Raw genomic sequence first — 21,321 nt, 5'->3', positions numbered from 1 at the left:
GCGCCATGACCGAGCAACCGCGCAGGCGACTCAGGCCTGCCATGATCCTGCCGGCAAGCAGCCCGCGGCCCGACAGCGCGGAACCCCAGAACATTTACGAGGATCATGCCCAAGGCTCGCAGGTCGATAATGACGCGGCGTTCATCCGCTCCATCATCCGGATGCGCCGCCGCCGCGCCGATCTTCCCGAGCTGGTCCAGTCCGTTGAGCCGGCATGGGATGTGATGCTCGATATCTATGCCTGCATGGTCGAGGAGGTCGATCTCCCGATCACGGCGGTCGGCATTGCCGCCGGCCTGGCGCCGGCAACGACACAGCGATGGATCAAGAAGCTGGCGGCGCTGGACGTGGTCAGACGCGTGGCCGATCCCCGCGATCGTCGCCGCATATTGGTCAGGCTCACGCCTGCCGCGCTGACGGCCATGCGCCTGTGGCATGCCGAAGCGCGCGCCGCGATGCAGCATGCGGCACAGAATGAAGACAGGCACTGATGATCGGCCGGCCCATCATTGCGGCCGCCATGCGGTCTAAGCTAGGATAGGGTGATGCGGACCGATCTGGATCATTTGCCCGGCGACAAGCAGCGCGAACTCGAGCGGGTCGTGCGGATCATCTTCGAGGAATTCGAGGATGCGCTGGCGCTCGCCAATCATGGCTGGAAGAAGCGCGGCCGGATCGAAAAGATCATCCTTTATGGCAGCTATGCCAGGGGCGGCTGGGTCGATGAACCGCACACGGCCAAGGGCTATCAGTCCGACTATGACATCCTCATCATCGTCAACGACAAGCGCCTGACCGAACGCGTCGATTATTGGCTGAAGCTCGAGGACCGGTTCAATCGCGAGCTTGCGATCACCCATGCCATTCGCACGCCGGTCAATTTCATCGTCCACACTCTTCAGGAGGTGAATGATGGCCTCGCCCATGGCCGCTACTTCTTCATGGACGTGCGCGAAGACGGCATTGCCCTCTACCAGGTCGAGGACACAGAGCTCCACGTCCCCAAGCCCAAGACGCCGGATCAGGCGCTCGCCATGGCGCAGGAATATTTAGAAGAGTGGTTGCCTGCAGCGGAAGGCCGAATGAAGCTCGCGAGATTTGCGATCGGCGAAAGTCTCAACAAGCACGCTGCTTTCGAGTTACATCAGGCGACTGAGAGCCTCTACCACTGCGTCCTTCTGGTCACGACCTTCTACACGCCCCATGTCCATAATATCGGCTTTCTCCGTACCCAGGCCGAGCGCCTCGATCGCCGCCTGGTCGACGTCTGGCCGCGTGAGCGCCGCATCGACCAGGCGCGTTGGGAGAAGCTCAAGGAGGCCTATGTGAAGGCCCGCTATTCGAAGCATTACAAGATAAGCGAGGCGGAACTCGGCTGGCTTGGCAAGCAGATCGAGGAGTTGGGCCGCGTCGTGCATGAAGTCTGTGCCGAGCGGATCGCTGAACTCAGGCGCACCGCTGGCGTTGCCGCCTGATCAATCGGCTTGCGCGGATTGCCTTTGGACGGCGTCGGCGATGATCATCGCCAGCGACTCCTCCGCGCGCGTGCGGGCCGCCGGATCCTTCGATGTCAGATCCTGCCTGATCCAGATCGGCGCGCGTTCTATCACGGCGAGGATGGCGGCTTGCATCGGTTCACGCATGCGATCGCCTATGCGGGGTCATCGCTGTCGATGCAATGTTTGGTCGCGAACATCTGCTCAGCATCGAAAATCAGTTATCTTGAAGTGTTACAACATTGCTGGAGATTGGCTCAGGGAATGAATCGGCCAGGCGCTGGCGGAAACCGGTGGGTCTGGAAAGCGACCAAAGGCGGACATCTGAGCTACACACTTGAAATGACTGCTTTGCGCCCACTCAAGCCGTTCGACCGCAATATTACGATGCTTGAAAGCGGACCGCCCGATTATGACTGGGCCTGGGACAGTGCTGCCGTTCCAAATTGATAGATCGGATGGCAGCTCCTGTCTGGAGCCGACATACATCGTTTGCCTGACTGGCATCACAGATCGGCAGAAAGTGGGCCGATTGTTGACCGTCCTCTTTTGGGGAGAAATCGGCTAAAGCTGCCGTCAAGCAGCTGACTCTTAATCAGCGGGTCCTAGGTTCGAGCCCTAGTGCGTCCACCACATTTCCCTTTTTCGTAAATCAGATACTGAGCTTGCGAGATCGGGCTATTGAGAGCATTTTTTTTGCTAAGCAGCTCTCTAGGTAGCAGAGCGCTAATTCGGCGCTGCAGTGCAGTGAACGGTTCATGGCCTGCGCTCTGTCGAACTGAGCTTGAGCGAGTAATCGGCTCACCTTCCCGCCAGCGGCGCACGCTGGGATGGCAGCTCGGAAACTCAGGCAGCGCGGTGTCGTGCTGACAGCTAGGCCGCCCGAGCGCCCGATGGACAAGAATTACGCCCTTGGCTGGATGCCCTGCCAGCTCGGATACGCCCCATAGACGGTAAGAACGGTCAGACGGTTATTCGTGGAGGCTAAGAGCAGATTGGGGCCAGGGGCGCGATAGGCCTGGTGCTCGAACCGTCAGTCGCGCAGCACCCGCTCGATAGCGGTGTCGACACTGGTCCGATCACCGCACCGCTGAGCGCCTACCGCCGATCCGGTTTGCGTTCTGTTCCTTCGAGCGATAATATCGTCATCTGACGCTAAAGCATCTCGAGTGGACGGCGGTCGCGTGGTCTGGGAAATTCCGCATCGAGTGTCGCAATGTCGGCGTCGGAGAGCACGATATCTGCGGCCGCGCGGTTCTCCCGCACATGTGCAATCGAACTCGCTTTCGGGATGGCGATAAGGCCATCGTGGCGCAACGTCCAGGCAAGTGCGACCTGCGCAGGGGTTGCGCCAACCTGGGCCGCTACTTTGTCGAGGGCGGGATGGCTTGAGAGGCGTCCCTGCTCGACGGGACTATACGCCATCACTGGCACTTTGTGCTGGGCGAGCCACGGCAACAGGTCCAACTCAGGGCCTCGACGGACGAGATTGTAGAGGATCTGATCGGTCACGCAGCCATCCCCGCCGGCAGCGATAAGCTCGTCCATATCGTCGGTATCGAGATTGCTGACACCCCAATGCCTGATTTTCCCCGCTGATTTGAGCGCCTCCAATGCCTCCACAGTCTCAGCGAGCGGCACCGATCCCCGCCAATGGAGCAGGTAGAGGTCCAGCCGGTCGGTGCCGAGCCGCTTCAGGCTCGCCTCGCATGCATCGGCAAGGCGGGAGCGCGATGCGTTCTGCGGATATGCCTTGCTGACGAGGAACAACTGGTCGCGAACGCTGCCCAGCGCCTCGGATATCAGCGTTTCCGCCGCACCATCGCCGTACATTTCGGCGGTATCGATGAGCGTCATGCCCAGTTCGACACCGGCGCGTAGCGTGGCGATCTCATCGGATCGGCGCTCGGCACGTTCGCCCATCTTCCAGGTGCCTTGACCCAGTGAAGGAACCACTTCCCCGCCGGGCAATGTCACGTGTTTCATGTGCTTTCGTCCTATGAGATGAGTTCGACTGTTCGGTCGGGGGGCAGATTGGCAGATGACCACCATGAAACGATCATATCGCGGCCGGCCATCGATCGAGCGCCATTTTGGCGATGGAGAGCAGTTCGTTGATCGTAGCGCCGTCGCGCGCTTGAACGGACATGCCTTCCATGACCGTATTGATGAATTTGCCTAGCACGGCCGGATCGGTGTTGGCCGCAAGCTCGCCCTGCGCGGCGCCGCGTTGCAGACGCTCGATTAGGAGGGCCTCCGCCGCGATACGCTTGTCGCGCAGCAGGCATTCGATGGCGGCGGACGCCGGCGAAACGGCTGCCGCTGCCGAATACATGAAGCAGCCGGCCGGCGTTCCAGGTTCCGAGAATGATGACGCCGCTCGTTCCAGCAGGCCTTTGACGGCTTCGTAGGTGGACAACGCCGGATCGTTGATGGGTGCATAGAGGTGGACGCTGAACGTCGCGGCGTAACGTTCGATCACCGCCGCAAACAGCCCCGCCTTGTTGTCAAACGCTGCATAGAGACTGGCGGCGGCGACGCCAGTCTCCGCCACCAGATCGGCCATCGATGTCGCCTCGTAGCCGCGCTGCCAGAACAGCCGCACCGCCTTGTCGAGCGCAGCGTCAGTGTCGAACACACGAGGGCGACCTGCGCGGCGACGGGCTTTCGTCTCTGTCATCTCTGATGCACGATATGGAACGATCGATAAATAATATCTTGAAACGGGTGGTCCGCTCCCTTACAGAACGATCATTAAATAATCAAGGAGTCTCCAATGAGCCGCATCGTCCGTATCCACGAATATGGCGACGCCAGCGTCCTCAGGATTGAAGATGTGGCAGTCCCCGCGCCTGCGGCCGACGAAGTGCAGATCGCGGTGAAGGCGATAGGCATAAACCGCGCCGAGGTGATGTTCCGCAACCATGCCTACCTTCAGGAAGCCGAGTTCCCGAGCCGCCTTGGCTATGAGGCTGCCGGCACTGTCGTTACGGTCGGCGCCGACGTTACCGGGTTTGCGGAAGGCGAAGCCGTCAGCGTCATCCCCCCGCTCGATATCGCGCGTTGGGGCACCTATGGCGAGGTCGCCAACGTGCCCGCCCGCCTCGTCGTCAAGCATCCGGCGGCGCTGTCGTTCGAGGAAGCGGCGGCCGTGTGGATGCAGTATGTCACCGCCTGGGGTGCACTGGTGGAGCAGGCGAAACTCGGCGAGGGCGATTTCGTCATCGTCACAGCTGCCTCCAGCAGCGTCGGCCTTGCGGCCTTCCAGATTGCGCGGATGGTCGGCGCGACGGTAATCGCGACGACGCGTACCGGCGCCAAGCGCCAGGCCCTGATCGATGCCGGTGCGCATCATGTCGTCGCGACCGGGGAAGAGGACCTGGTAGCGAGGGTGATGGAGATAACCGATGGTCAGGGTGCGCGCGTGGTGCTCGATCCGGTCGGAGGCCCGTCGTTCGAGCCGCTGACCGAGAGCATGGCACGCGGCGGCATCCTGCTCGAATATGGCGCGCTCAGCGGCGAACCGACGCCGTTCCCGTTGTTCTCCGTGCTGGGCAAGAGCCTCACGCTCAAGGGGTATCTCTACAGCGAGATCGTCTCGGACGATGCCGCCCTCGATCGCGCCAAGGCGTTCATCGTGGCGGGTCTGGAATCGGGCGCGCTCAAGCCGCGGATCGCGCGCACTTTCCCGCTCGACGCCATCCAGGACGCTCACCGCTTCCTCGAATCGAACGACCAGATCGGCAAGGTCGTCGTTACGGTCTGACCGGCATACCGGGGGAGTGAGCGATCGCTCCCCCACGAATTTGCGCTGACGCAACGGCCTCGCACCAGCAATCAGTTTAACTCAACGAGGGTATCCCAACATGAAATCTCGCGCCGCTGTAGCCTTCGAGGCGGGCAAGCCACTCGAAATCGTCGAGATCGATGTCGCCCCACCCCGGAAAGGCGAAGTCCTCATACGGGTGACGCACACCGGTGTGTGCCACACCGACGCGTACACTCTGGCGGGGAGTGATCCGGAGGGTGTTTTCCCGGTGGTTCTGGGCCACGAGGGCGCGGGCATCGTTGTCGAGGTCGGTGAAGGCGTCACCAGCGTCGTGCCGGGCGATCACGTGATTCCGCTCTACACCGCCGAATGCGGCAAGTGCGACTTCTGCCTGTCGGGCAAAACCAACCTGTGCGTCGCTGTCCGCGAAACGCAGGGCAAGGGCTTGATGCCCGATGGGACCACCCGCTTTTCGTACAATGGTCAGCCCCTCTATCATTACATGGGCTGTTCAACCTTTAGTGAATATACTGTCGTCGCCGAAGTCTCGCTCGCCAAGATCAATCCCGAGGCAAACCCCGAACATGTCTGCCTGCTCGGCTGCGGCGTCACGACCGGCATCGGCGCAGTCCACAATACCGCCAAGGTCCAGCCCGGAGACTCGGTCGCCGTGTTCGGCCTCGGCGGCATCGGCCTCGCGGCGATTCAGGGTGCGCGCCAGGCGAAGGCGGGTCGCATCATTGCCATCGACACCAATCCGTCCAAGTTCGAGCTGGCACGCCAGTTCGGTGCGACCGAGTGCATCAACCCCAAGGACCATGACAAGCCCATCCAGCAAGTGCTGATCGAGATGACGGGCTGGGGCATCGATCATACCTTCGAGTGCATCGGCAACGTCCAAGTCATGCGCGCCGCGCTTGAATCAGCGCACCGTGGCTGGGGTCAGTCGATCGTGATTGGCGTTGCCGGCGCGGGCGAGGAAATCTCCACCCGCCCATTCCAGCTCGTCACGGGCCGCGTATGGAAGGGGTCCGCTTTCGGTGGCGTCAAGGGACGGACACAGCTCCCCGGCATGGTCGAGGACGCGATGAGAGGCGATATCGATCTGGCCCCATTCGTAACCCATACGATGGGTTTGGAGGAGATCAACGAGGCCTTCGAACTGATGCACGAGGGCAAGTCGATCCGCACGGTCATTCACTACTGACCCGCCGATCCGAAGCGGCGCGAGGCGCTCGGATCGACAACTCGGCCGTCATCATGGCCCGACCCCGGCATGATGAAGCGCGCTCTGGCAAATGGGCAACGCGTCGCGATGCGGTAACAAGCGCCGAAGTGCGGTCGTTACATGCCGATAGCGGCACGGACCAGGGCCGCCTGGCCCAGGCGCTTACCAGCGGAGTGTGTGTGGCCTCGTCGCGCGATCCAACGGGGAAAATGGTTTTGTCGTAACCTTTGTCCAATGCTGGAAAATATTTCAAAGGTGCCGAATATCGGGCCAGCCTGACCTTTGGATGTATTGAGCCGGAAAAGCATTCATCTGTTACCCGACTGTAATGAACCACGGGCTGCACGGGCGGATAGGGCAGGAAGACTGAATTGAAGAGCAAGGATATTCACGCGACGACGCCGGCCACCGATCATGGGCATACGGGGCCGCCCGCTTGCGTGCAGGTTCGCGGCGCGCGCCAGAATAACCTCAAAAATGTCGACGTCGATGTACCGCGCGACGCCTTCGTGGTGTTCACCGGCATATCGGGCTCGGGCAAGTCATCGCTCGCGTTCGGCACCCTTTATGCCGAAGCGCAGCGGCGTTATCTGGAATCGGTTGCGCCCTATGCCCGTCGCCTGATCGACCAGGCCGGCGTGCCGGAGGTCGACGCGATCGACGGTTTGCCGCCTGCGGTCGCGCTGCAGCAGCAGCGCGGCTCGGCCAACGCGCGATCCTCGGTCGGCAGCGTGACGACGCTCTCCAGCCTGGTGCGGATGCTCTATTCGCGCGTCGGCGAATATCCGCGCCATCAACCCATGCTCTATGCGGAGGATTTCTCGCCCAACACGGTCGCGGGAGCCTGCGCGACCTGCCACGGCATCGGCCGCGTATATGACGCGACCGAAGAGACGATGGTTCCTGACGACAGCCTCACCATTCGCGATCGAGCGATCGCCGCCTGGCCGGCCGCCTGGCATGGCCAGAACCTGCGCGATATCCTCGTTTCGCTCGGCTATGACGTCGATACGCCGTGGCGCGACCTGCCGAAAAAAGATCGCGACTGGATCCTCTTCACTGAAGAGGCGCCGACGGTGCCGGTCTATGCGGGCCTGACGCCCGAACAGACCCGGACGGCGCTCAAGCGCCGCATGGAGCCGAGCTACCAGGGCACCTTCACCGGCGCGCGCCGCTATGTGCTGGAAACCTTCGCCAACACTAAAAGCGCGCTGATGAAGAAGCGCGTCTCGCAATATATCATCGGCCGCGAGTGCCCGACCTGCGACGGCAAGCGCCTGAAGCGCGAAGCCCTGTCGGTCAAATTCGCCGGCCTCGACATTGCCGAGTTCGGCGACCTGACGGTGCTCAAGCTGAAGGACTTGCTGATGCCCGTCGCGCATGGCGCGTATGGGGCGGTCTCCGCCCCCTCAAAGGGCCATGTTCTGGAAAAAGCGGCCCGCGATGCAGCGGTCGAACAACGGGTTGCGGCGGGCGGCTCTGCGCACAAGAGCGCGCCCGACGTACGCCGCACGCCCAATCTCTCCGACGAGAAGCGGATCGCCGCCCAACGCCTTGCCTGCGAATTGATCGAGCGGCTAGAGCCGCTGATCGATCTTGGCCTTGGCTACATTTCGCTCGACCGCAGCACGCCGACGCTCTCCTCCGGAGAGCTGCAGCGCTTGCGGCTTGCCACGCAATTGTCGTCACAGCTTTTCGGCGTGGTCTATGTGCTTGACGAGCCTTCGGCAGGGTTGCACCCGGCAGATGGCGAAGCCTTGCTCACCATCCTCGAGCGTCTCAAGGCGGCGGGCAACTCCCTGTTCGTCGTCGAACATGATCTCGACGTGATCCGCCGCGCGGAATGGCTCGTCGATGTCGGGCCAGGAGCCGGGGAAAAGGGCGGTGAAGTCCTCTACAGCGGGCCGATAGAGGGACTTGCCGACGTCGAGACTTCGATCACCCGCCGCTACCTGTTCGCAGAGCCGCTCCGCAGTGAGCGCACACCGCGCGATCCCAAGGCATGGCTACGCCTGGAAGGGATCAGGCGGAACAATCTCCATGGTCTCGACGTCGAGTTTCCCATCGGCTGCTTCACCGCTGTCACCGGCGTTTCGGGATCGGGCAAATCCAGTCTTGTCAGTCAGGCGCTGCCCGAGCTCGTCACGGAACACCTCGGCGGCTCCCCCGCGGCCGAGGAGGAGGATATCGATCCGCTGCTCGATGTTGCGCAGAACGACACTGAAGGACGCATTGTCGCAGGCATGGAGCATGTTCGCAGGCTGGTGCGGGTCGATCAGAAACCGATCGGCCGCACGCCGCGCTCGAACCTATCCACCTACAGCGGCATGTTCGACCATGTGCGACGGATCTTCGCTGATACGCCGCTCGCCCGCCGGCGGCATTACAGCCCGGGAAGGTTCTCGTTCAACGTCGCGCAAGGCCGGTGTCCTGTGTGCGAGGGCGAGGGATACGTCATGGTGGAGCTGCTGTTCCTGCCGAGCGTTTTTGCCCCGTGCTCGACCTGTCATGGCTCTCGCTACAACCCGCAAACGCTCGAAGTCGAATGGAACGGGCGCAATATCGCCCAGGTGCTCGAATTGACTGTCGACGATGCGTGCGATTTCTTCGCTGGCGAGGCATCTGTGATGCGCTCCCTCGACGTGTTGCGGGAGATCGGTCTTGGCTATCTGAGGCTCGGTCAGCCGGCGACCGAGTTGTCTGGCGGGGAGGCGCAGCGCATCAAGCTGGCGACTGAACTGCAACGCGCTCAACGCGGCAACACGATCTACATCCTCGACGAGCCAACTTCGGGGCTTCACCCCTCCGATGGCGATCGGCTGATGCAACACCTGCAGGGCCTCGTAGACGCCGGCAATACCGTCGTAGTCGTCGAACATGACATGCGCGCCATCACACAGGTCGACTGGATCATCGACCTGGGACCGGGGGCCGGGGAAGATGGAGGCCGTATCGTTGCCAGCGGCGTCCCTGGCGTCGTTGCGGAAGCGGAAGGCAGTCTCACCGCCCGCTATCTCAAGGCGGCGCTGTAGGTCGTAAATCTGGCCGAACGCACGTTCGATCATGTGCAACTCAACCACAAGTTGGAATGGGTCGAATCTGGAAGCGGGAACCGGCGATGTGTGACCGCGGTTGACGCGGCTTAGGGTTTGTGTGCCCGCCAGGTGCGCCGCGTTCGTGTGATACGCGGCGTGGCGGACGGCCAATCGCTGGCCATCCGCCACATTTGCTTTGTGCGGACCTTTTCAAGTGAGAGGCCCTTACATGGTTCGTCGAAACGCCCCGCCTTAATTCCCTGCTGCGAGCGCTGCGTCCACGCCTTCTGCGATTTCCTCAACGAGTTTGGCACAGAAAGCGGGCAAATCATTGGGATCGCGGCTGGTAACAAGACCGTTGTCGACCACGACTTCCTCATTGGTCCATGCACCGCCGGCGTTCTCGATATCGACCTTCAGCGTCGGGTAGGACGTCAAGGTGCGACCCTCAAGCACGCCCGCCTCAATCAATGTCCAGGGTGCATGGCATATAGCGGCAACAGGTTTTTTCTGATCGAAGAAAGCCCGGATGAAAGCAATTGCCTCGACGCTGCCGCGCAGCTTGTCGGCACCGACAGTCCCTCCGGGCACAACAAGTCCGTCGAAATCGTCGGCTTTCACCTCGGAAAACGTCTTGTCGATAGTATAGCTGGCGCCCTCGTCAAGATCGCTATTGACTGTGCGAGCCTTGCCCGGTTCAAAACTGATCACGGTCACTTTGCCACCAGCGTCCTCGACAGCTTGCTTGGGCTTCGAGAATTCTGGTTCTTCCGTCCCTCGGGGTGCGATCAGAATGGCAACCGATTTGCCTTCCAAAGTCATAATTTATTTCCTATTCCGTCGAAGACTAAGGTCAGGTGCCCGGCTTGAGCACGACCTTCGTCCAGCCTGCATCGCGCTCGTCGAAATGCTTGTAGGCGTCTGGTGCCTGATCGAGCGGCAGTCGGTGCGAGATGATTTGGGCAGGATTGGCCCGGCCTTGCTCGATAAGCTTCATCAGTCGCCGGTTGTAGTGCTTTACATTGCACTGGCCGGTGCCGATCTTCTGGCCCTTGAACCAGAAGTTGCCGAAGTCGAACGCCATCTTGCCTTCCTTCTGGAGATCGTCGGGCGCGTTCGGGTCTTCCGGAATGAACACGCCGACGACGCCGATTCCGCCGGTGGCCTTCGTGCTATTGACGAGGCAGTTCATCGTGTAATTGCTGCGCTCCTTGCCGTGGCGATCGCAACACTGATACCCGACCGCCTCGACCCCCCGGTCGGTCCCGAGGCCGCCAGTCGCGTCAAGGATCTGCTGGGCGGGATCGCCCTTGCGCATATCGATCGGAATAGCGCCCATCGCCTCGGCCAGTTTCAGACGGTCATCGTGAGAATCGACGACAAAGATCTGAGAGGCGCCGCGGATTTCGGCCGAGTGCGCGGCCATTAAACCGACCGGACCGGCGCCGTAGATCGCAATGCTTTCGCCAGGCAGGAAACCCGACAGTTCGACGCCATGCCAACCGGTGGGGAAGATGTCGGAGAGCATGACATAGCCATCCTCCTTCTCCTCAGCGTCCTCAGGCAGCTTCAGACAATTGAAGTCCGCATAAGGAACGCGCATCAACTCGGCTTGACCACCTTGCCACGGACCCATCTCGGCAAAGCCGTACGCTGCGCCGGCGGTTCCAGGGTTGGTCGTGAGGCAGAATCCCGTCAAACCGCGTTCGCAATTTTCGCAGAAACCGCAACCGACGTTGAACGGCATGCACACGCGATCGCCCTTCTTGATACGATCTACGGCAGCGCCAACTTCGATGACCTCGCCAAGGTTTTCGTGACCGAAGACCCGGCCCTTTTCGAAGCTGGTACGGCCCTCATACATGTGAAGGTCCGACCCGCAGATATTGGTCGTGGTCAGCCGGATGATAACATCGGTCTGCTTTTCAATCTTGGGATCATCGATGGTACTGACAGAAACATCTTTGGGCCCGTTGTACACGACAGCTTTCACGGATCCTTTCCTTTCGCAGCTCTTCTCAACGCGTCATCAAATCGAGACCTTGCTGATGATCCGGTCCATCGCAGCGGCGGAGGACATCGCACCCTTCCAAGTGATCTCAGTTTCCTGAACCTTGTGCTACCTGAGAGGTTCCTTCCCGTGGGCTATCCTGGGATCGATTCACGGCGGTTTTCTGAATAACTGGGCCAGAATGGCCGAATAACGCTCTAAACGGAGGCGACCCGCGCCGCGCGGGAGGCGCGCCCGCCGCCGTCGACTGAACCGCCTTCGACTAAGCGGGCACCGCCGCGCCCGGCACCGCGCTCCAAGGCTCAGCCGCGCGCGAACGCCTGCGCCGCCGCCTCGGCCACGCCCTGGTCTTGCTTGCCGGTGCCGCCCGACACGCGTACCGCGCCGATCACCGTCTCGCCCTCCTTTATCGGCACGCCCCCGGCGAAGATCATCACCTTGCCGTCGTTGGAGGCATGGATGCCGTAGAAGTCGGCGCCCGGCTGGTCGAGGTTCGCCAGCGCCTTGGTCTCGACGTCGAACGCGCGCGCCGTCCACGCCTTGCCGATCGCGATGTCGACGCTGCCGCGCCACGCATCGTCCATCCGCGCGAACGCTAGGAGGCAGCCGCCCGCGTCCACCACCGCGATGTTCATCGGGTTGCCTATCCGCTCGGCCTCCGCGATCCCCAAATCGATGATCGTCCGCGCGTCGTTCAGGTCGAGCGTCTGGGTGGTGCGCATGGAGTATCTCCGTGGCCGGTTCGGGGAAAGCCGCTCAACGCACGCCGCCGCGCCCGGGCCCCCCACGCGGGCGATGAGAGCGACGCGCTAGGGTGCCGACCGCTCGGCTATTTCGCGGCCAGCAGGGTGAACTTGTGAATCTGCGGCGGTTCAGAAAACAGTTCTTCTGCCTTGTCCATCAGTGCGGCGGCAACCTTGCCGTCAAGATGGGCCTGCCGATCCTCCTCCGTGTCGAACGTATCGAAGATCGCGTACGCACCGGGACCTTCCTCGATCGCATACCAGGTCAGAGTGCCCGGCTCAGCTTGAACGAGCGGCAATGCCGAGGTCAGGAAATCGGCGACATCGCGCTCTTTTCCGGGCTTGGCCTTCAGTGGTACATACAGGGCAAGTTTGGGCATAAATCACTCCTCAAGTTGAACGCTCAGCTATTCTTCGGCAAAGTAACGGACGAGCGGGCCGGTACGTTCCCCACGAGGCGGAGCACACGCGGCCCCGCCTCCTCGTCGAAATCAGAACTCCTGTGCAGTCGGCCTGATGACGATCGCGTTGACATCGACGTCATCAGGTTGTTCGACAGCGAACGCGATAGCACGCGCCACCGATGCCGCCGGGATGGCCTGCTTGTAGAAGTCCAGCACCGTCTCGGCGGCCGCGCCAGAGGTCGTGAACTTCAAATCGCTTTCGACAGCTCCAGGCTCGATTGACGTGACCCGGACCTTTTCCCCCACCTCGTGGCGCAAGCCCTCGCTGATCGCGCTGACGGCGAACTTGGTGCCGGAGTAGACCGTGCCTCCCGGTGCAAAGACCTTGATGCCCGCAACCGAGCTTAAGTTGATGATGTGACCGCTGCCCTGCTCGAGAAAACCGGGAAGGGCCGCCGCGATGCCGTAGAGCGTACCCTTCAGATTGACGTCGATCATCTGGTCCCACTCGTCGGTGTTGACCTCGGCCATCGGACGGATCGGCATCAGCCCGGCGTTGTTGATCAGCACGTCAAGGCGGCCGAAGTCGGCAATGATTGCTGCGACGACGGACTGGACCGCCGATTTGTCGGTCACGTCCAGCGCGTAGCTACGTGCCGTGCCGCCAGTTGCGGCGATGTCCGCGACGACCTCGTCGAGCCTGTCCTTGCGCCGCGCGGCGATGGCCACCTTGGCGCCCCGTTCCGCGAGAAGACGCGCGGTTTCCGCGCCGATGCCGGTGCTGCCGCCGGTAATGAGAACGATCTTGCCTTCGATTCCGTTTGTCATGATTGTATTCCTTCAAGTCAATTGTTGATTTTTCGCCGGATCGCGGTCCCGCGCGAGCCCGCCCGGCCTGATGGGTTCACCGCGAGCGCAACAGGACGGGAGCGGCGCCGACCTTGATGCGGAGCAGCTCGTAGGGCTTGCGGCGCAGGTCCCGCCCGCCGTGGAAGCCGGGCTGGCGGTGGAGCTGGTTGGCGGTAAAGTAGAGGTAGCCGTCGGTGCCGATCGATAGCGTGTCGGGCCAGCTGATGCGCGGGTCGCTGACCACCGTCGTCCAGCGGCCCTGGTCGAGCACGCGGATCGCGTTGTTCTCGTAATCGCCGGCGAACACGCGGTCCTTGTCGTCCTCGGCTATCCCGTCCGAGGCGCCTTTGCGCCCCAGGCTGCGGACCGCGCGGCCTAACGCCTCCTCGGACACCGCGGGATCGCGCAGCATCGCCGTGGGCACCGCGTGCAGCGTGCGGCCCGACAGTGGCCCGTAATACAGCAGGCTGCCGTCGGCGCTGAGCGCAATCGCGTCGCTTGCGATCGTGACCGGCGTCGCGGGGCCGTCGGCCGGGAGGTTCATGAGCACCGCGCCGTCGACGACCGGGGTGAAGTCGGGCTCGGGGTTGGTCGTCGCATGGTTCGACAGGCGCCGGATCGCACGCCCGCTGGCGATATCGACGACGATGATGCCGCCGACGCCGTCGTTGCTGCTGTCGGTGATGTAGGCGACGCCCTCGGCGCCCTGACGCAGATCGAAGCGCACATCGTTGAGGTAGGTCGTGGGCAGCACCACGCTGGGCGGCAGGACGATCGTCTTCACCACCCGGTTGGTCGCAAGATCGATCGCCACCAGCTTTGCACCGCCGGCCCGTGGTTGAGAGAATTTGGGCGCCGCCGTGTCGAGCACCCACAGGCGATCGGCGCCGTCTGCCACCACGCTCTGCACCGAGATGAAATGCCCCGCCGGGTCGGCCGGATCGGGCCGGTTGGTCGCGGCGTCGGGATAAGGCACCGCCTTGCCGTCGACCAGCTCGGCAACCGTGAACGGCGCGTTGTCGCCCCATTGCGGGAAGTTGACGAAGATGCGCCCGTTGGGGGCGACGGTCACGCCAGTCGGCATCGCGCCATCGAAGGTCGCGACCTGTTCGATCCGGGGCGCGGATGCACCCTCCCGGGTCGTCGCGCAGGCGGCAAGCGAGAGGGCAGCGCCAGCGGCCAGAAGCAGTTTGACGGAGATTTTCATGGCGTCATTTCCTTGAGAATGCGGCCCACTTCGTGAGGCTCGGACCGGAAATATTGCGGGGGCGCCTTGACCGATGCACCAAGCGCGGCGGCGGCGTGCCAGGGCCAACGCGGATCCCACAGCGCAGCGCGGGCAATCGCTATGGCGTCGGCATGCCCGTCTTCTAGGATGCGCTCCGCCTGGTGCGGATCGGTGATCAAGCCGACAGCGATTACAGGCATAGCGACCGCGTCCTTGACCGTGCGGGCCAGCGGTACCTGATAGCCGGGGCCGACCGGGATCTGCTGGCGCGGGTCGAGCCCGCCGCCGGAGACGTGGATCGCCGCGCAACCGCGCCGCTTCAGTTCCTGCGCAAACCTTGCGGTTTCTTCCGCTGTCCAGCCGCCTTCAACCCAGTCAGTCCCGGAAACGCGAACGGTCACCGGGCGGTCGGCCGGAAACGATTCGCGCACGGCATCGAACACTTCCAGCGGGAACCGCATCCGGTTGTCGAGGCTGCCGCCGTATTCGTCGCCGCGCCGGTTGGAGATCGGCGAAAGAAACTCGTGAAGCAGATAGCCATGCGCGGCGTGGATCTGGACGGCTTCGATGCCGAGCCTGCCGGCGCGCCGGGCGGCATCCGCGAACGCCTCCCGGATGCGGGCAAGCCCTGACTTGTCCAGTTCGACAGGGGGATGGTCGTCCGGAGCGAAGGGAATGGCGCTGGGTGCCACGGTCTGCCAGCCATTCTCCGTATCGGGGGGAAGCTGCGCTCCGCCGTGCCACGGCTTGGCGCTGCTCGCCTTGCGGCCGGCATGGGCCAGCTGGATGACGAGCGGCATGTCCGACCACTGACGGACGCTTTCTAGCACGCTTCGCATCGCCGCTTCGGTACGGTCATCGTACAGGCCGACGTCACCGTAGGTGATGCGACCTTCGGGGCTGACAGCGGTCGCCTCTATCGTCAGCGCGCCCGCGCCCGACAGCGCCAACTGGCCGAGATGCATCCGGTGCCAATCGGTCATCGCGCCGTCCTCGGCAGAATACTGGCACATCGGCGCGATAACGATGCGGTTGGCAAGCCGCAGCCCCGCGACCTCGAGCGGTTCGAACAGGCGCGCCATCACCATGCGCCCGTGTTGGGCATGGAGGCCCAGGGTTCGGCCGGGGCCATGTGTTCGCCTTTTTGGAGCAGTTCGATCGAGATCCCGTCCGGCGAGCGGACGAACGCCATGTATCCGTCGCGCGGGGGGCGATTGATCGTCACGCCGCCCGCTTGCAGCCGCGCGCACGTCTCGTAGATGTCGTCGACCCCGTAGGCGAGATGGCCGAAGTTTCTGCCCCCCGTGTAAGTCTCGGCAGCGCTGCCGTCCTCGGGCGGCCAGTTGTACGTCAGTTCGACCTCGGCATCGCCCTGCTCGCCGTCGCCGCGGAAATCCTCGTCGGCGGCAAGGTAGATCAGCGTGTAACGCCCGGCCTGGTTCTCCATGCGCCGGGTCTCCTTGAGACCCAGCAGCGTGAAGAACCGGATCGCTGCCTCGGGATCGGCGACGCGCAGCATGGTGTGGAGATAGCGCATGATCAGGCGACCTTGTCCTTGAGGGCTTCCATCACGAGCTCTGCGGTGAGGGTAGCGCTGGCGGGGTTCTGGCCGGTCACCAGATTGCCGTCGCGCAGGGCGAAGGGGGCAAAATCGGGGCCGCCCTCGTGCTTGCCGCCGAGTTCCTTGAGACGCGTTTCGAGGAGGAACGGCACCGCCTGATCGAGACCGACCGCGCGTTCCTCGCTGTCCGTGAAGCCCGCGACACGGCGGCCGGCGACGAAGGGCGTGCCATCGGCCTTCTTCGCCGAGACCAGCCCTGCCGGTCCATGGCAGACGGCGGCGACGATCTTGCCTTCGCGGTCGAAGCGTTCGACCAGGCGGGCCAGTTCGTCACTGACGGGGTAATCGAACATGGTGCCGTGGCCGCCCGGCAGGAACAGCGCGTCGTAGCCGGCGGGATCGATGCTTGTGAATACAAGGGTGCTGGCAACCTCGCCCTTCAGGGCCTCGTCCTTCAGATAGCGCTCGACCGAAGCGTCGTTCTCGCCGTCGGCGTTGACGCTACGCTGGTCGACGGGGATGGCGCCACCCTTGATCGAGGCCAGCGTAACCTCGGCGCCCGCATCGCGGAACGCGTAGTACGGGGTGGTAAGTTCCTCGAGCCAGACGCCCGTCGGTTCGGTGCCGGGAGTCATGCGGTCGGCGGAGGTGGCCACCATGAGAATGCGGGTCATCGTCAGTTGTCCTTTTCTAGTGATGTCGGAAACACGAGCAAACGCACCCGCCGGCGCCGCGCCCGCCACCAGGACAGCGGTAAGGGCTTGGAGCAATTGGCGGCGATTTTGCTTCGATCGTTCCTTTCGGCGGCTTAGATACGCAGGGAACGGCATCATGAAATCCAGCGGGAATGGCGGACGGCCATAAATCCGGTTATGGAACCGGAATGTCCCTCCTGCAGTTGCGCACCTTCGTCGAAGTCTACCGCCGTCGTTCACTGAGCGAGGCGGCCCGGGCAATCGGCATCACCCAACCGGCTGCGTCGCAGCACATCGCATCGCTCGAGGCGCAATTGGGCCGTCCCTTGTTCGATCGCCATTCGCGGGGTGTTCGACCAACAGCGATTGCCGACGATCTCGCGGCTTCGATCGGAAGCAGCCTCGACACGGCGGAATCGGCACTGGCCAGCGCGCGGGCCCGATCGTCGCGCATCTCGGGCACGGTCCACATCGCCGCGCCGTCGGACCTACTGGGAGAGATGATCGCGCCCCGACTGGCGCCGCTGCTGGATGCGGGGCTAGACCTGCGCCTGCATATCGGCGGGCGCGAGGCGCTCTATGCCTTGCTGCTCGAAGACAAGGTGCACCTAGCCGTCACCGCCTCGCAGCCCGAAGATCCGCGGTTGGCCTTTCATCCGCTGGGCGAAGAGCACCTGCGCGCCGTAGCCTCGCCCGCCGTTGCCATGCGGATTGCCGAATTGCCGCTTGCCGACGGGCTCAACCGGACGGCCCACCTCGCGTACGACCTCGACCGACCGCTGCTGCGTACCTGGCTCCATGCAAACCAGATCGAGCTGACGAGCCAGCCCGCGTTGACCGCGCCCGATCTGAGGGTGCTACGGTCGGGATTGTGCGCGGGTCTCGGCTGGACGGTGATGCCTGGCTATCTCACCCGCAGCGAACGCGCTGCCTGCACGCTGATCGAGATACCTGCCCCGGTCACGGTGCCGCGCAACGCTTACTACCTCGTCTGGGCACGCTCATCGCTGCGACACCCGCGCGTGGCCATGGCTCGGGACGCCCTGATTGCTGCACTCCGAAAATAATGGTGGCCACGCCTGTTGGGCCGTGAGCGCAATGTCGGGTCTGAACCAGTTGAGCGCTGGCGAAACGAATGGCGGCTTTCGGGATCGTCGGCTACAAGGCCGAACGTCCGAATTTAGGGCGCATTGCTGCTAGACGGTTTCACGGCGACCGAGCGGCAGGTTTTGGCAGAAGCTGTCGTTGAAAGCGCGACCGGCGAACGACGCATCTTGGTCGCAAACTGCCGCGCTGTGAACGTCAGCTATCCCTCCATTCCACATTCGAAGCGGTCATTCGCCTACCGGCCAATGGCCGACATCGCATAGAACTCAAATGAATGACCGCTAGCCACCCTTTTCCGCCGTTTGCGCGGGTCGCGGCCGAGTGACGCTAACGGCCAATGAGCTGATGTGAGCGGTTAGCAGCAGATTATGATAGCTGCCCGCGATGATACCCCGTTCGGGTGATTTCGCCCGTTGATCAAGCTGCTATCTCCCTCGAGCGACCCGACGATTGTCTTCGCGATCGATCGTTCACTGACCCTGCCAGAAACGGCAGGGTCTTTTCTTTGCGCGCCGGTGCCGTGTCGCGCCGGTGCCGTTCCCACGCCTCTCCATTTGCACGCGACCGCCAACTCGATCAGTGCTAGGTTGCTTGCTGAAAGGAGTCATCATGGATGATCACCTCAAAGCCGCGGCTGCCGCCGCTGCAATGACCGACATGGAATTGATCACGGTCTGGAACAAAATCGAGGATCGGGACGAGTTGACCACCCAGGAAACGGCAATCCAGGACGAGATGGAGCGCCGCGAGATCGATATCTGATGCGCAGCGGTCCCGACATGATCCTGACCATCGAGGCCATTTTGCTGGCTGCGATGATGATCGTCGGCGCCGCTGCCGGGATCGTCAGCCTGATCGACTGACCCGCGCAACTATCGACGATAATGGTCGTTTCATTCCAAAACGCCCATTGGAGAGACGAACGTTGCGCCGCCCAGAAACCGACCCCACCGCCCGCGCGACATCCTTTTTCGAGGTAGATGGTGTCTTGGCGCTGGGCATCTTGTGCGGGGCGCTGTTCGCCGCCCTCGTGGGCTTGATGCGATAAGGTCCGGAACAAATGCGTGGAGGGACTCGTTCTTCTCGTTCCTCTGATATTCAGGACGACACTACCCCGCCGGCGTCGGTGGGGTATTTTTTAAGGCAGATATTTGAAACCTGACGCACAAAATGACCGTGATGGATCGAACCTTATCCTCAAGATTGAAGCCGTGCTTCTGGCAGCCATGATGATCGGATCGTCGGCCGCTGGCCTTTACAGCCTTCTGTAACGCTGTTGCGCCGATCGGCGCACAAATCTGTCTTGGGGCACCAAGGCAATTGCGTGACGATCCGCCCGCATTCATCGAGATTTTCCCCACGAAGCGCAGGCTAAAGCGTTCGTCCCTGATGCAGATTATTGAGATGGATCAGGTTAAATAGCTGCCGGAACCGATCGTCTGTTTGCGGCTTCCTTAGCGGATAAAACCACTGAGGAGACCTGTCATGGCCAAGGCCGAATATAGTGATGCCATTGCCCTTCTGAAGGCCGATCATCGCACGGTCGAAGAGCTTTTCGAACAATATGAGAAAGCGGCTTCAGCAAAGAAGAAGGGCGATATCGCTCACCAGATTTGCACCGAGCTCAAGATCCATACACTGATCGAGGAAGAGATTTTCTATCCCGCGTTTGAAGGCAAGATCGAGGCAGACACGCTTGAAGAGGCCTATGTCGAGCATGATGGTGCCAAGGTGCTGATCAATGACATCGAGGCTGGCTCGACGCAGGACAGATTCTTCGACGCCAAGGTCAAGGTGCTGTCCGAAGAGATCAAGCACCACGTCCATGAGGAAGAAATGCGCGGCGAAGGCATGTTTGCGCAGTGTCGCGAGACCGATGTCGACCTGGTGGCGCTTCGGGATCTGATGCTTGCACGCAAAGAAGCATTGACCGCCCAGGCGAAAGCCGAAGGCCTGCCCGCCGCCAAGCCAACCGCCGTCAACCTGATCCCTGCCTGAGCAGGGTTCGGGTTGACGAGCAGCCGACGTCGAGCAACGGCGCCGACCGGTACCGGGGCTCGCACAAGGTCGGCGGCAACATCTCGAGCGCCATGAGGAACAGCCCATGCCTAAGTTCGGATATAAGCTGATGACGGAGGAGCACGGGCCAAAAGTGCTCGTGGAAAATGCCATCCGCGCAGAGAAAGCGGGGTTCGATTTCGTCTCCATTTCGGACCATTTCCATCCCTGGCTCGAGTCACAGGGCCATGCTCCCTTTGCCTGGAGCGTCCTTGGCGCCATCGCCCATGCTACGGATCGCATTGGCATCGCGACTGGCCTTACCTGCCCGATCCTGCGCTATCATCCTGTCATCGTCGCGCAGGCGGCGGCCACTATCGCGGTCATGAGTGACAATCGTTTCACCCTGGCGGTCGGCGCGGGTGAACGCCTGAATGAACATGTTACAGGCGCCCGGTGGCCGTCGGTGCCCGAGCGGCACGAAATGCTGGGTGAGGCGATCGACATTTTTCGCCTTCTCTGGAAGGGCGGCGTTCACAGCTGGAATGGGACGCATTTTGTTGTCGACCACGCCCAGCTTTATGATCTTCCGACCGAGCCTATCCCGGTCGTCCTGGGCGTGAGTGGTCCATCCTCCGTCACACTCGCCGCGGAAAAGGGCGATGGCATCATGACGACCGCACCAGATGGCGATCTCGTGAAGAGTTATGAAGCGAAGGCCGGCAACCCAGGCCCCCGATATGCCGAGGCAGTCATCGCCTATGCCCCGAGCGCCGAGCATGGGCTGGACATCGCTCATGACAGGTTTCGCTTTTCTGCCTTCGACTGGTCGGTCAACAGCGAGGTTCCTTCAGTCCAGGGCTTCGAAGCCGCAAGCCAATATGTCCGGCCTGAGGACCTGGCCTCGAAGGTTTCGGCTGGCCCGGACGTCGAGGCCCACGTCCAGTTGATCTCGCAATATGTTGATGCTGGCTTCGACCATATTGTGTTGACCTGTCCGGGCGACGACCAGGCAGGATTCATCGATTTCTTCGAACAGGAGCTGAAGCCGGCCCTGTCGCGCCTGGAAAAGGGACCGTCCAGATGACGTCGCCCCAGGATCGGGAGATCGAAGGGGCGCTCGATGTTGGAAGGCAATGAGAAGGTGATGCCTGTCTCGATAGAATGTGCGCCCACCATCCTCCGTTCTCGCCACCG

At 62.4% G+C, this 21,321-nt stretch carries 22 protein-coding genes; 10 read left to right on the top strand and 12 right to left on the bottom strand.

Going from position 1 to position 21,321, the window contains the following annotated elements:
• Nucleotides 1–5: 5 nt before the first annotated feature.
• Nucleotides 6–491: a winged helix DNA-binding protein gene (locus N6H05_RS02600; protein ID WP_284112590.1), complete on the top strand. Its 486-nt coding sequence runs from the start codon at nt 6–8 to the stop codon at nt 489–491.
• Between the two features lie 54 nt (nt 492–545).
• Complete coding sequence (locus N6H05_RS02595) at nt 546–1,475, top strand: nucleotidyltransferase and HEPN domain-containing protein (protein ID WP_284112589.1); 930 nt, start codon at nt 546–548, stop codon at nt 1,473–1,475.
• Here the strand turns inward: N6H05_RS02595 and N6H05_RS02590 are convergent, their stop codons facing one another.
• A complete protein-coding gene (locus tag N6H05_RS02590) occupies nt 1,476–1,643 on the bottom strand; it encodes a DUF6771 family protein (RefSeq protein WP_284112588.1) in 168 nt (55 codons plus the stop codon).
• Between N6H05_RS02590 and N6H05_RS02585 the strand changes: the two genes are divergently transcribed.
• Nucleotides 1,626–1,946, top strand: coding sequence for a hypothetical protein (locus N6H05_RS02585; RefSeq protein WP_284112587.1), 321 nt, complete (start codon nt 1,626–1,628; stop codon nt 1,944–1,946). The genes N6H05_RS02590 and N6H05_RS02585 overlap by 18 nt on opposite strands.
• Nucleotides 1,947–2,651: 705 nt before the next feature.
• Here the strand turns inward: N6H05_RS02585 and N6H05_RS02580 are convergent.
• Both N6H05_RS02580 and N6H05_RS02575 read right to left on the bottom strand, forming a co-directional pair.
• A complete protein-coding gene (locus tag N6H05_RS02580; protein WP_031297415.1) occupies nt 2,652–3,482 on the bottom strand; it encodes an aldo/keto reductase in 831 nt (276 codons plus the stop codon).
• A 73-nt stretch (nt 3,483–3,555) separates the two neighbouring features.
• Nucleotides 3,556–4,134, bottom strand: a complete 579-nt coding sequence (locus tag N6H05_RS02575) for a TetR/AcrR family transcriptional regulator (protein WP_198382195.1) — start codon at nt 4,132–4,134, stop codon at nt 3,556–3,558.
• A gap of 138 nt (nt 4,135–4,272) precedes the next feature.
• Between N6H05_RS02575 and N6H05_RS02570 the strand changes: the two genes are divergently transcribed.
• The 3 genes from N6H05_RS02570 to N6H05_RS02560 all read left to right on the top strand — a co-directional run bounded on the left by N6H05_RS02570 (nt 4,273) and on the right by N6H05_RS02560 (nt 9,525).
• Nucleotides 4,273–5,262, top strand: coding sequence for a zinc-dependent alcohol dehydrogenase family protein (locus tag N6H05_RS02570; protein WP_009823890.1), 990 nt, complete (start codon nt 4,273–4,275; stop codon nt 5,260–5,262).
• Between the two features lie 100 nt (nt 5,263–5,362).
• A complete protein-coding gene (locus N6H05_RS02565) occupies nt 5,363–6,472 on the top strand; it encodes an S-(hydroxymethyl)glutathione dehydrogenase/class III alcohol dehydrogenase (protein WP_284112586.1) in 1,110 nt (369 codons plus the stop codon).
• A gap of 659 nt (nt 6,473–7,131) precedes the next feature.
• Complete coding sequence (locus N6H05_RS02560; protein ID WP_284112585.1) at nt 7,132–9,525, top strand: excinuclease ABC subunit UvrA; 2,394 nt, start codon at nt 7,132–7,134, stop codon at nt 9,523–9,525.
• 255 nt (nt 9,526–9,780) lie between these two features.
• On the opposite strand, the gene N6H05_RS02555 is transcribed toward N6H05_RS02560, so the two are convergent.
• The 9 genes from N6H05_RS02555 to N6H05_RS02515 form a co-directional block, all read right to left on the bottom strand.
• The gene (locus N6H05_RS02555) at nt 9,781–10,350 is read right to left on the bottom strand and encodes a type 1 glutamine amidotransferase domain-containing protein (RefSeq protein ID WP_136187714.1); all 570 of its coding nucleotides are present in this window, start codon (nt 10,348–10,350) and stop codon (nt 9,781–9,783) included.
• 31 nt (nt 10,351–10,381) lie between these two features.
• On the bottom strand, nt 10,382–11,521 hold the full coding sequence (locus N6H05_RS02550) for a glutathione-independent formaldehyde dehydrogenase (RefSeq protein WP_284112584.1): 1,140 nt from the start codon (nt 11,519–11,521) through the stop codon (nt 10,382–10,384).
• Nucleotides 11,522–11,841: 320 nt separating this feature from the next.
• On the bottom strand, nt 11,842–12,261 hold the full coding sequence (locus N6H05_RS02545) for a GlcG/HbpS family heme-binding protein (RefSeq protein ID WP_284112583.1): 420 nt from the start codon (nt 12,259–12,261) through the stop codon (nt 11,842–11,844).
• A gap of 107 nt (nt 12,262–12,368) precedes the next feature.
• Nucleotides 12,369–12,662 (bottom strand): putative quinol monooxygenase, encoded by a 294-nt coding sequence (locus N6H05_RS02540; protein ID WP_009823882.1) that lies wholly within the window; start codon nt 12,660–12,662, stop codon nt 12,369–12,371.
• Nucleotides 12,663–12,773: 111 nt separating this feature from the next.
• Nucleotides 12,774–13,514: an SDR family oxidoreductase gene (locus N6H05_RS02535; protein ID WP_009823881.1), complete on the bottom strand. Its 741-nt coding sequence runs from the start codon at nt 13,512–13,514 to the stop codon at nt 12,774–12,776.
• 76 nt (nt 13,515–13,590) lie between these two features.
• Nucleotides 13,591–14,742, bottom strand: coding sequence for an L-dopachrome tautomerase-related protein (locus N6H05_RS02530; protein ID WP_284112582.1), 1,152 nt, complete (start codon nt 14,740–14,742; stop codon nt 13,591–13,593).
• A complete protein-coding gene (locus tag N6H05_RS02525; RefSeq protein ID WP_152528027.1) occupies nt 14,739–15,845 on the bottom strand; it encodes an NADH:flavin oxidoreductase/NADH oxidase in 1,107 nt (368 codons plus the stop codon). Before N6H05_RS02525 ends, N6H05_RS02530 begins: the two co-directional genes overlap by 4 nt.
• The gene (locus N6H05_RS02520; protein ID WP_037543870.1) at nt 15,845–16,303 is read right to left on the bottom strand and encodes a VOC family protein; all 459 of its coding nucleotides are present in this window, start codon (nt 16,301–16,303) and stop codon (nt 15,845–15,847) included. Before N6H05_RS02520 ends, N6H05_RS02525 begins: the two co-directional genes overlap by 1 nt.
• On the bottom strand, nt 16,303–16,998 hold the full coding sequence (locus tag N6H05_RS02515) for a type 1 glutamine amidotransferase domain-containing protein (RefSeq protein ID WP_009823877.1): 696 nt from the start codon (nt 16,996–16,998) through the stop codon (nt 16,303–16,305). The genes N6H05_RS02520 and N6H05_RS02515 overlap by 1 nt, the downstream gene beginning before the upstream one ends.
• A 209-nt stretch (nt 16,999–17,207) precedes the next feature.
• Between N6H05_RS02515 and N6H05_RS02510 the strand changes: the two genes are divergently transcribed.
• The 4 genes from N6H05_RS02510 to N6H05_RS02495 all read left to right on the top strand — a co-directional run bounded on the left by N6H05_RS02510 (nt 17,208) and on the right by N6H05_RS02495 (nt 21,211).
• Nucleotides 17,208–18,086, top strand: a complete 879-nt coding sequence (locus N6H05_RS02510) for a LysR family transcriptional regulator (RefSeq protein ID WP_031297874.1) — start codon at nt 17,208–17,210, stop codon at nt 18,084–18,086.
• 649 nt (nt 18,087–18,735) lie between these two features.
• On the top strand, nt 18,736–18,888 hold the full coding sequence (locus tag N6H05_RS02505; RefSeq protein WP_284112581.1) for a hypothetical protein: 153 nt from the start codon (nt 18,736–18,738) through the stop codon (nt 18,886–18,888).
• A 723-nt stretch (nt 18,889–19,611) separates the two neighbouring features.
• Nucleotides 19,612–20,124 carry a hemerythrin domain-containing protein gene (locus N6H05_RS02500; RefSeq protein WP_284112580.1) on the top strand — a complete coding sequence of 171 codons (513 nt, stop codon included), beginning with the start codon at nt 19,612–19,614 and terminating at the stop codon, nt 20,122–20,124.
• Between the two features lie 106 nt (nt 20,125–20,230).
• A complete protein-coding gene (locus N6H05_RS02495; RefSeq protein WP_284112579.1) occupies nt 20,231–21,211 on the top strand; it encodes a TIGR03557 family F420-dependent LLM class oxidoreductase in 981 nt (326 codons plus the stop codon).
• Nucleotides 21,212–21,321 lie beyond the last annotated feature (110 nt).

Origin of the sequence: Sphingobium sp. WTD-1 (assembly GCF_030128825.1) — a bacterium.
Lineage (GTDB): Bacteria > Pseudomonadota > Alphaproteobacteria > Sphingomonadales > Sphingomonadaceae > Sphingobium.
The sequence above is the reverse complement of the archived record's forward strand: the minus strand, read 5'-3'. Positions and strand labels throughout refer to the sequence as shown.

Coding starts and splice junctions, on each gene's coding strand:
- N6H05_RS02510 (WP_031297874.1), top strand. CDS start 17,208: ATGTCCCTCCTGCAGTTGCGCACCTTCGTCGAAGTCTACCGCCGTCGT.
- N6H05_RS02595 (WP_284112589.1), top strand. CDS start 546: ATGCGGACCGATCTGGATCATTTGCCCGGCGACAAGCAGCGCGAACTC.
- N6H05_RS02535 (WP_009823881.1), bottom strand. CDS start 13,514: ATGACAAACGGAATCGAAGGCAAGATCGTTCTCATTACCGGCGGCAGC.
- N6H05_RS02540 (WP_009823882.1), bottom strand. CDS start 12,662: ATGCCCAAACTTGCCCTGTATGTACCACTGAAGGCCAAGCCCGGAAAA.
- N6H05_RS02555 (WP_136187714.1), bottom strand. CDS start 10,350: ATGACTTTGGAAGGCAAATCGGTTGCCATTCTGATCGCACCCCGAGGG.
- N6H05_RS02590 (WP_284112588.1), bottom strand. CDS start 1,643: ATGCGTGAACCGATGCAAGCCGCCATCCTCGCCGTGATAGAACGCGCG.
- N6H05_RS02525 (WP_152528027.1), bottom strand. CDS start 15,845: ATGGCGCGCCTGTTCGAACCGCTCGAGGTCGCGGGGCTGCGGCTTGCC.
- N6H05_RS02600 (WP_284112590.1), top strand. CDS start 6: ATGACCGAGCAACCGCGCAGGCGACTCAGGCCTGCCATGATCCTGCCG.
- N6H05_RS02545 (WP_284112583.1), bottom strand. CDS start 12,261: ATGCGCACCACCCAGACGCTCGACCTGAACGACGCGCGGACGATCATC.
- N6H05_RS02570 (WP_009823890.1), top strand. CDS start 4,273: ATGAGCCGCATCGTCCGTATCCACGAATATGGCGACGCCAGCGTCCTC.
- N6H05_RS02500 (WP_284112580.1), top strand. CDS start 19,612: ATGGCCAAGGCCGAATATAGTGATGCCATTGCCCTTCTGAAGGCCGAT.
- N6H05_RS02565 (WP_284112586.1), top strand. CDS start 5,363: ATGAAATCTCGCGCCGCTGTAGCCTTCGAGGCGGGCAAGCCACTCGAA.
- N6H05_RS02505 (WP_284112581.1), top strand. CDS start 18,736: ATGGATGATCACCTCAAAGCCGCGGCTGCCGCCGCTGCAATGACCGAC.
- N6H05_RS02495 (WP_284112579.1), top strand. CDS start 20,231: ATGCCTAAGTTCGGATATAAGCTGATGACGGAGGAGCACGGGCCAAAA.
- N6H05_RS02580 (WP_031297415.1), bottom strand. CDS start 3,482: ATGAAACACGTGACATTGCCCGGCGGGGAAGTGGTTCCTTCACTGGGT.
- N6H05_RS02515 (WP_009823877.1), bottom strand. CDS start 16,998: ATGACCCGCATTCTCATGGTGGCCACCTCCGCCGACCGCATGACTCCC.
- N6H05_RS02530 (WP_284112582.1), bottom strand. CDS start 14,742: ATGAAAATCTCCGTCAAACTGCTTCTGGCCGCTGGCGCTGCCCTCTCG.